Here is a 9,338-nt window from a genome sequence, read left to right as displayed (position 1 = left end):
CAGCAGCACCGCGGCGTGGGCGCCGTCCTCGGGCAGCACGGCCAGACCGGCCGCGGCGGTGAGGCCGTTGCCGTACGGTCGGCGGCCCTCCCGGTCCCCGGAGGACCAGTCCAGCAGCAGGTGGCGGCGGACCGACCAGACCAGCCGGTCGGCGACCTGGGCCGCGCCCTCGGCGCCGGTGTCCGGCAGCACCACCAGGAACTCCTCGCCGCTGTACCGGCCCAGGGTGTCGGAGCGGCGGATCTCCATGCCGAGCCGCTGGGCGAGGTCGCGCAGCACCGTCCCGGCCCGGGCCCGGCCGTGCTCGGCGACCACCGCGTCGAACCCGCTGATCTCCAGCAGCAGGACGGCCAGCGGTCGCGGTCCGTCCTGCTGCTCCTGCCGCTCGGCCCGGCGGGCCCGGTCGATCTCCCGGTCCAGGGTGAGCTGGAGGTGCCGGTAGTTCCAGACTCCGGTGACCGGGTCGCAGGAGGCGGTGCGCTCCAGTTCGGCGCAGCGGGACTCCAGCTCGGCCAGGCGCTCGCGCAGCGCGCCCTCGCGGCGCGCCGCACCGGCCGAGCCGCACCGCAGCCGACGGCCTAGGACGGCGGCGCCGGCCAGCGCGGGGGCGCTCAGCGCGGCCAGCGCCTGGACCAGCAGCGGGGTGGACATCGGGGGGCTGCCTTCCGCGTGTCAGGCTCTGGACGTCCCGGTCGCGCGCGCGTCGGGGTCCGGAGCGGTCGTGGTCGGAGCGGTCATGGTCGGAAACGGTCGGATCGAGCGGTGGAGGAGCGGTGGACCATCCCATGCACAACGAGAAGAGCGCGCTGAGGACACGGCTGCTGTCCGAACGGCGGGCGCTGCCGCCCGAGGCCCGGGAACGGGCCGCCGAGGCGCTGGCCGGGCACGCCGGAGAGCTGGCGGCCGCGGCGGCCACGGTGGCGGCGTACGTCTCGGTGGGCGCCGAGCCGGGCACCCGGCCGCTGCTGGACGCGCTGCGGGCGCGCGGGGTGCGGGTGCTGCTGCCGGTGCTGATGGCGGACAACGACCTGGACTGGGCCCCGTACGCGGGCCCGGAGGCGCTGGCCCCGGCCGGGCGCGGGCTGCTGGAGCCGGTCGGCGGGCGGCTCGGGCCGCAGGCGGTGACCGAGGTGGGCCTGGTGCTGCTGCCGGGGCTGGCGGTGGACCGCCGGGGGCTGCGGCTGGGGCGTGGCGGCGGCTCGTACGACCGGGTGCTGGCCCGGCTGGAGCGGGCCGGGGCGCGGCCGGTGCTGGCGGTGCTGCTGTACGAGCACGAGCTGCTGGAGCGGGTGCCGGCCGAGCCGCACGACCGGCCGGTGGACCTCGCGCTGACCCCCTCGGGCACCCACCGGCTGGGCTGAGGAGCCGGGGGCGGACGCCGACGGCCCCGCGCCCCGGGGATCCGGGGGCGGGGCCGTCGGGACCGGCCGGCGTCAGCCGTTGGTCAGCGTCAGCTTGTGCCTGGTCGCCTTCTCGACCGCGTCCGGTGAGTAGGCCCAGGTCAGCAGCTTGCCCTTGAGCCAGATGTCGGTCTGGTCGTTGTAGTTCTCGTGGAACGCGTGCCCCGAGGCGCCGCCGACGGTGATCCAGCGGGAGGCGTCGAGGTCGTTCAGGTCGATCACCATGCGCATCGACGGGATCCAGTCGACCTGGTACCCGGCGGCCGCGTTCCAGCCCGCCGCGTCGACCGCCGCCGAGCCGCCGGAGAGGCGGTAGGGGCCGCGGTTGAGCAGCTTGTGGACGGCGCCCGAGGCGATCGAGGAGTCGTCCGAGCCGAGGGTGCGCTCGCGCAGCTCCAGCTTGTGCAGCCGGCCCCAGCTCCAGGTGGTGATGTCCTTGGTGAGCAGCGAGGTGAGCTCCTGGCGGGCGTTGGTCATCGCCTCGCGCAGCAGGTTGTCCAGGCCCTTCTGCTCCTTGTGCTGGGAGTCGATGTACGTCCACCAGCCGCTGTCGGGCTTCTCCAGCTGCTGGCGGACCACCTCGGTCCAGCGGTCGCCGCCGTCCGGCTGCGCGCGGCCCGGGTCGCGGGTGCCGCACTCGGTGACGATCCGCGACTTGCTGTCGGGCTTGGTCGGGTCGGCCTGCTCGCGGACCAGCAGGCAGTTCTCCTCGGCCCGCAGGTCGGCGGGGAACTTCTGGCCGAAGGCGAGGGTGAGCAGCTGGCGCCAGACGCCGTTGTAGTAGGCGGCGGCGGCCGAGTCGGCGTCCTGGTGGTAGTTCCAGTCCTTCAGCAGGTCCTGGGCCTCGCGCACGTAGGGGTCGTCGATCTCGACCTTGAGCAGCATCGGGACCAGCGTCTTGGCCAGGACGCTGGTGTTGTCGAGCTGCATCTCCTGCATGTCGTCCGGCGAGATCTTGCCGTTGTTCTTCAGCCGGGCCTCGATCTGGTCGGTGATCTCCTTGGCCCGGGTGCCGTACTCCCAGTCATGGGTCAGGTCGTACTTGTAGGAGGGGTCGACCACGGCCTGGTTGGCGGTGACGATGTAGCCGCTGCTCGGGTTGAGGCTCCACGGCAGGGCGCTGAACGGGACCGGGTCCTTCTTCCACTGGTAGGCGGAGTCCCAGCCCGGCGCCGGGTAGCGGCCGTCGCCCTTGCCGCGCACCGGGATGTACCCGGGGGCCTGGTAGCCGATGTTCTTCGCGTCGGCGTAGACGAGGTTCTGGGCCGGTACGGCGAAGTCCGCGGCGGCCTTCTGGAAGTCCTCCCAGCCCTTGGCGCGGTCGAGCGCGAAGACCGCGTCCATGGTCTTGCCCGGGATCAGCGCGGTCCACTGCAGGGCGACACCGTAGCCGCCGGTGCCGCGGTCCGGGGCGGAGTCGCCGTTGGGCGCGTACTTGCCGACGTTCTGCTGCTCGGTGCTCGGGTCGGAGATCAGCGGGGCACCGGTCCTGGTGGTGCGCACGGTGATGGTGCGGTCCTCGCCGCCGGCGACCTTGATGGTCTCCTTGCGGAGCTCGAACTTCTCCTCCTTGCCGTCCACCAGGTAGGTCTCCGGGCCGGTCACCTTCTCCAGGAAGAGGTCGGTGACGTCGGCGCCGAGGTTGGTGAGGCCCCAGGCGATGTCCTTGTTGTGGCCGATGACCACACCGGGCATGCCGGCGAAGGTGAAGCCGGAGACGTCGTACTGGCAGGTCGGCGAGAGGGTGCGGCAGTGCAGGCCCATCTGGTACCAGACCGAGGGCAGGCCGGGGCCGAGGTGCGGGTCGTTGGCCAGCAGCGGCTTGCCGGTGGTGGTGTGGCTGCCGGCGACCACCCAGGAGTTGGAGCCGATGCCCTGGCCGTTGCGGCCGAGCAGCTCGGGCAGCGCGTCGATCCGGTCGGTGACGTCCTTGAGCACCGCCTTGGTGGCGGCGGTGCCCTGCGCGGTGCCGGAGCCCGCGGCGGTGCCGGTGCCGCCGGCCGCCGGGGCGGAGCCGTCGGCCGGCTTGTAGGCGGTGCCGCCGACGGTGCCGGTCTTCACGATCGTGCCGTTGCGGGCGTACGGGTAGTCCGGGTAGAGCTCGTCGATCTTCTCCCGGCTGAAGTCCTGGGCGAGCAGCGAGCGGTCGATCTCCTCCTGGAGGTTCCCGGAGAGGTCCCAGGCCATCGCCTTGAGCCAGGACACCGAGTCGACCGGGGTCCACCGCTCGGGCTCGTAGCCGCCGTTGACGACTCCGAGCAGACCGTACTCCAGCGAGGCGGAGGAGCCGCCCGGGTGCTCGGCGAGCCAGGCGTTGACGCCGTCCGCGTACGCCTGGAGGTTCTTCTTGGTGTCGGCGCTCAGGACGGTGTCGAACTCCTCCTGCGCGGTCCGGCGCCAGCCCATGGTGCGGATCATGGAGTCGGTCTCGACCTGGCTGTCGCCGAACATCTCGGACAGCCGCCCCGCGGTGATGTGCCGCCGGACGTCCATCTCCCAGAAGCGGTCCTGGGCCTGGACGTAGCCCTGGGCGCGGAAGAGGTCCTCGGAGGTGTCGGCGTAGAGCTGCGGGATGCCGTTGGCGTCGCGCTTGACGTCGACCGGGGCGCTCAGGCCCGCCAGCTTGACGCTGCCGTCGACCTCCGGGAAGGACGCACGGACCGCGGCCACCCCCCGGTAGCCGCCGTAGCCGGCGCCGGCCACCAGCAGCACGACCAGCACGATCACGATCAGACGGGCGCGCCGGAACTTCTTGGAGCGGGGCATCTGGGTCCTTGCGGTCCTCACTGGGGGGCGGGCGGACATGTCAAGAGCACGGGGCCGTGACAGAGCACCACATTAGGCCGCCCCGGCTGGCGGCCGTGCACGGGGGACGCTCACGGTGGGATCGGAGGAGGTCGAAAGGGGGAGGTGACGGAGGCGATGACGAGCGAACTTAAAGATATGGCAAAATGTTAGACTGAGTAACGATCCGCAAGGGGAGTAATCGGCGCCCCACCGCGCCACCGCCCCTGCCGGTACCCCGTCCCCCCGCCACCACGCCCGAGGTGCCCCTGCGTGAATGTCGACCACCTGAACCAGCTGCTCCTCGAGTTCTCCGTGATCCTGCTGGTCGCGGTGGTCGCCGTGCGGGTGTCCACGAAATCGGGCCTGCCCAGTCTGCTGATCTACCTCGGCATCGGCGTGGCGCTCGGCCAGAACGGCCTGGGCATCTCGTTCAACAACGCCGAGCTCACCCAGGTCCTCGGTTACGCGGCGCTGGTGGTGATCCTGGCCGAGGGCGGACTCAAGACCAACTGGCGCGAGGCCAGACCCGTGATGCCCGCCGCCACGGTACTGGCCACCGTCGGCGTCGGGATCAGCGTCGCCGTCACCGCGGCCGGCGCGCACTGGCTGGTCGGCCTGGACTGGCGGACCTCACTGCTGCTCGGCGCGATCGTCTCCTCCACCGACGCCGCGGCCGTCTTCTCGGTGCTGCGGACGGTGCCGCTGCCCCGCCGGCTGACCGGCCTGCTGGAGGCGGAGTCCGGCTTCAACGACGCGCCCGTGGTCATCCTGGTCGTCTCCTTCGCCACGGTCGGCGCGCACGACTCCTGGTACGTCCTGTTCGGCACGATCGTCGCCGAGCTGGCGGTCGGCCTGGCCATCGGCCTGGCGGTCGGCAAGCTGGGCGCGTTCGGCGTCAAGCACGTCGCGCTGCCGTCCTCCGGCCTCTACCCGATCGCCGTCATGGCGCTCACCGTGCTCGCCTACGCCGGCGGCGCGCTGCTGCACGGCTCCGGCTTCCTCGCCGTCTACGTCAGCGCGGTGGTGCTCGGCAACGCCAAGCTGCCGCACGGACCCGCCGTGCGCGGCTTCGCCGACGGCCTGGCCTGGATCGGGCAGATCGGCATGTTCGTGCTGCTCGGCCTGCTCTGCACCCCCGAGTCGATGGGTTCGGCCGTGGTGCCCGCCCTGGTGATCGGCGCGGTGCTGGTCTTCCTCGCCCGGCCGCTCTCGGTGGTGCTGACCCTCACCCCCTTCAAGCTGCCGGCCCGCGAGCAGGCGCTGCTCAGCTGGGCCGGACTGCGCGGCGCCGTGCCCATCGTGCTGGCCACCATCCCGCTGGTCTCCGGCGCGCCGCTGGCGCAGGAGGTCTTCAACATCGTCTTCATCCTGGTCGTGGTCTTCACCCTGCTCCAGGGCCCGACCCTGCCCTGGGTCGCCAAGGCGCTGCGGATCGGCGAGGGCTCGATGGGCCAGGACCTCGACATCGAGTCCGCGCCGCTGGAGAAGCTGCACGGGCACCTGCTGTCGGTCGCGCTGGCGCCGGGCTCCAGGATGTCCGGCGTCGAGGTCGGCGAGCTGCGGCTGCCGACCGGCGCGGCGGTGACCCTGGTGGTGCGCGAGGGGAACAGCTTCGTGCCGGACAAGACCACGGTGCTGCGCGGCGGGGACGAACTGCTGGTGGTGACCACCGACGAGGTCGGCGAGGCGGCCGAGCGGCGGCTGCGGGCCGTGGACAAGGGCGGCAAGCTGGCCGACTGGCTGAACGGGCGCGGGGGCTGAAGGCCTCACCGGGTGTTCACCCGACGTCGGGGGACAAGTTCGGGCCCGTCCGGTAAGGTCGGGGTGAGCGCGCTTCTACGCGCGTAAATTCGCAATGGCTGATACACCAACCCCAGCATCTGCCTGATGCAGAGTTGGCGCGACCGCTCGGCGGCCGCGGCCCGGCCCCGGCCCTCCGCCGGACCGGCCCGGTATCTACCCCGGTCGACGCGCGAGAGGACGACTCTCGGCGCCGTCGGGGCCGTCCCATGCCCTGCCGCGCTACCAGGCAGCAGGAAGGACCGACCGTGACGGCCCGCCGAACGGTCGAGAGCGTCCAGGACGCCCGGAACACCACCCCCGAGGGAACCGCCGCGCCCGGCGAGGCGCCCGCCCGCGTGGGCTACGGGGCGCTGCTGCGCACGCCCGGCGCCTGGACCTTCCTGGCCCCCGCGTTCATCGCGCGGCTGCCCTACGCGATGCTCGGCATGGGCATCCTGCTCCTCGTCAAGGACACCCACGGCTCCTACGGCACCGCCAGCACCGTCGCGGCGGTGGCCGCCGTCGCCCAGGCGCTGATCGGCCCGCAGACCGGGCGGCTCGCCGACCGGTTCGGACAGGCCCCGGTGCTCGTCCCGACCGTGGTGGTGCACGCGGTCTCGGTCGGCACGCTGATCGCGCTCGCGCTCGGGCAGGCGCCGACCTGGAGCCTGTTCCTGGCCGCCGCCCCCGCCGGGGCGAGCGTCCCGCAGATCGGCGCCATGGTCCGGGCCCGCTGGATCGCCACCTTCGCCGCCGAGGGCGCGTCCGCCGCCTCCGCCGCCAGGACGAGCACCGCCTTCGCCTTCGAGTCCGTGACGGACGAGTTCACCTTCGTGATCGGCCCGATCCTGGCCGCCGCCGTCGCCACCTCGGTCAGCCCCTCGGCCGGGCTGGCCGCCGAGGCCGCGCTGACCCTGGTCGGCGGCCTGGCCTTCGCCGCCCAGCGGCGCACCGCGCCCGCCCGGGTGGTGCGCGAGCCCGGCGTCCGGCAGGCCTCCGCGCTCGCCTCGCCCGGCGTCCGGCTGCTGGCCGCCGCCTTCCTCGGCGTGGGCGCCGTCTTCGGCGGGCTGCAGGTCTCGGTGAACGCCTTCGCCGACTCGGTCGGACGGCACGGCGCGGCCGGCACCGTGTACGGCGTCTTCGCCGGCGGCTCGATGGTCGCGGGCGTGCTGTACGGCATGATCGCCTGGCGGCGCCCGGTCCAGCAGCGGATGATCATCAGCTACGGTCTGCTGGTGCTGGGCTGCTCGACCCTGTGGGCGATGCCCGGTCTGGTCTCGCTCTCGGTCGCCGGGCTGGTCTGCGGCCTGGCCATCGCGCCGACCCTGATCAGCGGCTACACCCTGGTCGAGACGCTGGTCGAGGACGGCGCCAAGACCGAGGCCTTCACCTGGCTGACCGGCGCCATCGGCCTGGGCCTGGCGACCGGGGCGACGGCGGCCGGGCGGCTGATCGACGCGCACGGGCCCTCGGTCGGGTTCCTGGTTCCGGTGGCCGGGGCCGGGCTGGGCCTGGTCACGCTGGTGGCGCTCCGGGGGCTGCTGGTCCCGCGCGGCGCGCGCCCGGCGGTGGTCGCGGGCGCCGCGGAGCGGGGTGCGCCGGCCCGGCTGGCGGGCGCGGCCGAGGGCTGAGCGCGGTGGCCGGATCGGATCCCGTGCCGGACTCATCTCACATTCGAGTCGCTGGACTGATCCACCGGAATGCCGCATCATTGACCATCGTTAGCACTCATCAGGCGAGAGTGCCAGGAGGAAGACAAGTGCCCACGTACCAGTACCAGTGCACCGAGTGCGGCAACGGCCTGGAGGCGGTGCAGAAGTTCACCGACGAGCCGCTGACCACGTGCCCCGACTGCCAGGGACGGCTCCGCAAGATCTTCTCGGCGGTGGGCGTGGTCTTCAAGGGCTCCGGTTTCTACCGGACCGACAGCCGCTCCTCCTCCAGCAGCTCGGTGGGCTCGGGTTCGTCCTCGTCGGCGTCCTCGTCGACGTCGACCTCCTCGTCGTCGTCCTCGTCGAGCTCGTCGACCCCCGCCGCGAGTTCCGCCCCGGCGGCCGGCTGACCTTCGGCCGGGCACCGGCACAGGTTTCCGAACGGCCCGTCGTTCCCGCTTCCGAGCGGGCGCGGCGGGCCTTTCGTGGTTTCCGGGGGCCTTCGGCTCACTCGTCCGAGTGACGCTTTTATCCACAGCCCCCGAGTTGTCCACAGGCCGGGAAAAGCCGCTTCCGGCAGCCGCGCGGACGGCCCAGAGTGTCGGTCACCGGAACCCGAAGCCAACCCCGGAGGTACCCGTGCGCACCGGATCGCCCGTCCTCTCCCCCCGTCCGCTGCCGATCCCGCCGCTGCCCGCGCCGAGCGTCCCGCCCCGGCAGCCCGTGCCGTTGTTCCCGCCGATCGGCGGCCGGGCGGGCCCGCGCTGCCGGCTCCGGCAGGCGCTGCGCTACCGCGCCCCGGTCCCCGCCGTACTGCTGCTCGCGGCGGCGGCCGTGCTCACCCTCGGGCCGTCCTGGACGGGCCCGCCCGCGCCGGGGGCGGCGCCGCCGGTGAGCCGAACGGGTTGTTCGTCGGAGGGGGGAGAAAATCACCCGTGACCGGCGTGGGGCTTCGTCGTTCACGCGGCATGAAAGGCTTCAAGGAATTCCTGCTGCGCGGAAACGTCGTCGAGCTGGCGGTCGCCGTGGTCATCGGCGCGGCCTTCACCAACATCGTCAACGCCTTCGTCAAGGGCGTGATCAACCCGATCGTCGGCGCGTTCGGAGCCAAGGACCTGGCGTCCTACCGCTCCTGCCTCAAGGGGCCCTGCGAGGTGTCGCCCACCGGCGAGGTCACGTCCGGCATTCCCATCCTCTGGGGCGGCGTGCTGAGCGCGGCCCTCCAGTTCCTGATCACCGCGGCCGTCGTCTACTTCTGCCTGATCCTGCCGATGACCAAGTTCACCGCCCGGCGCAAGACCCTGGCCGAGGTCCAGGCGGAGGCCGAGGCCAAGGAGGTGCTGCTGCTCACCGAGATCCGCGACGCCCTGGTCGCCCGGGCCCGCTGAAGCCCGGCCGGGCCCGGCCGTCAGTCCCCGTGGTGCGGCGGGCGCTGGCTCAGGTACCAGTCCAGCCCCCGGCCACCGCTCCCCGCCGCCCCGGGGCGGTCACCCCAGCCCACGTCGGTGTCGTCCCGGGACTGCCGCTCCAGCGGGTCGCCGAAGACCAGCCGGGCCTTCGCCGCCTTCCGCGTCCTGTCCGCCGCCGGCTCCTCGACCGTCTCTTCGGCCGTCTTCTCGTCCGCCACCTTCTCCTCCACCGCTCTCAACCTCTCCCCGCCGCCGTTTCCCGCCCGCTGCCCACCAGCCTAGAAGGCCGCCCGGCACGACGGGGGGGG

Annotated in this window: 9 protein-coding genes; 6 read left to right on the top strand and 3 right to left on the bottom strand. The window is 73.0% G+C overall.

Annotation, left to right across the window (positions count from 1 at the left end):
• Positions 1–651: GGDEF domain-containing protein (locus tag ABD308_RS29010; protein WP_344340871.1), on the bottom strand; the 651-nt coding region annotated here is incomplete at its 3' end.
• 134 nt (positions 652–785) lie between these two features.
• On the opposite strand from ABD308_RS29010, the gene ABD308_RS29005 reads away from it, so the two are divergent.
• On the top strand, positions 786–1,361 hold the full coding sequence (locus ABD308_RS29005) for a 5-formyltetrahydrofolate cyclo-ligase (protein WP_344340880.1): 576 nt from the start codon (positions 786–788) through the stop codon (positions 1,359–1,361).
• A gap of 72 nt (positions 1,362–1,433) precedes the next feature.
• Here ABD308_RS29005 and ABD308_RS29000 read toward each other — a convergent pair whose 3' ends face one another.
• Positions 1,434–4,166, bottom strand: a complete 2,733-nt coding sequence (locus tag ABD308_RS29000) for a penicillin acylase family protein (protein WP_344340868.1) — start codon at positions 4,164–4,166, stop codon at positions 1,434–1,436.
• Positions 4,167–4,457: 291 nt separating this feature from the next.
• On the opposite strand from ABD308_RS29000, the gene ABD308_RS28995 reads away from it, so the two are divergent.
• From ABD308_RS28995 to mscL, 5 genes are all read left to right on the top strand, one after another.
• Positions 4,458–5,948 carry a potassium/proton antiporter gene (locus tag ABD308_RS28995; RefSeq protein ID WP_344340865.1) on the top strand — a complete coding sequence of 497 codons (1,491 nt, stop codon included), beginning with the start codon at positions 4,458–4,460 and terminating at the stop codon, positions 5,946–5,948.
• 377 nt (positions 5,949–6,325) lie between these two features.
• Positions 6,326–7,600 (top strand): MFS transporter, encoded by a 1,275-nt coding sequence (locus ABD308_RS28990; RefSeq protein ID WP_344340877.1) that lies wholly within the window; start codon positions 6,326–6,328, stop codon positions 7,598–7,600.
• A 128-nt stretch (positions 7,601–7,728) separates the two neighbouring features.
• Complete coding sequence (locus ABD308_RS28985; RefSeq protein ID WP_344340862.1) at positions 7,729–8,031, top strand: FmdB family zinc ribbon protein; 303 nt, start codon at positions 7,729–7,731, stop codon at positions 8,029–8,031.
• A gap of 229 nt (positions 8,032–8,260) precedes the next feature.
• On the top strand, positions 8,261–8,560 hold the full coding sequence (locus tag ABD308_RS28980) for a hypothetical protein (protein ID WP_344340859.1): 300 nt from the start codon (positions 8,261–8,263) through the stop codon (positions 8,558–8,560).
• 29 nt (positions 8,561–8,589) lie between these two features.
• Entirely contained in the window at positions 8,590–9,009 is a 420-nt protein-coding gene (gene mscL, locus ABD308_RS28975; protein WP_344340854.1) for a large conductance mechanosensitive channel protein MscL, read from the top strand.
• Positions 9,010–9,029: 20 nt separating this feature from the next.
• On the opposite strand, the gene ABD308_RS28970 is transcribed toward mscL, so the two are convergent.
• The gene (locus tag ABD308_RS28970; RefSeq protein WP_344340849.1) at positions 9,030–9,260 is read right to left on the bottom strand and encodes a hypothetical protein; all 231 of its coding nucleotides are present in this window, start codon (positions 9,258–9,260) and stop codon (positions 9,030–9,032) included.
• Between the last annotated feature and the right edge of the window lie 78 nt (positions 9,261–9,338).

Origin of the sequence: Kitasatospora putterlickiae (genome assembly GCF_039527695.1) — a bacterium.
Taxonomy (GTDB): Bacteria; Actinomycetota; Actinomycetes; order Streptomycetales; family Streptomycetaceae; genus Kitasatospora; species Kitasatospora putterlickiae.
Note: the sequence above shows the minus strand (reverse complement) of the source record. Positions and strands in the feature narration are given on the sequence as shown.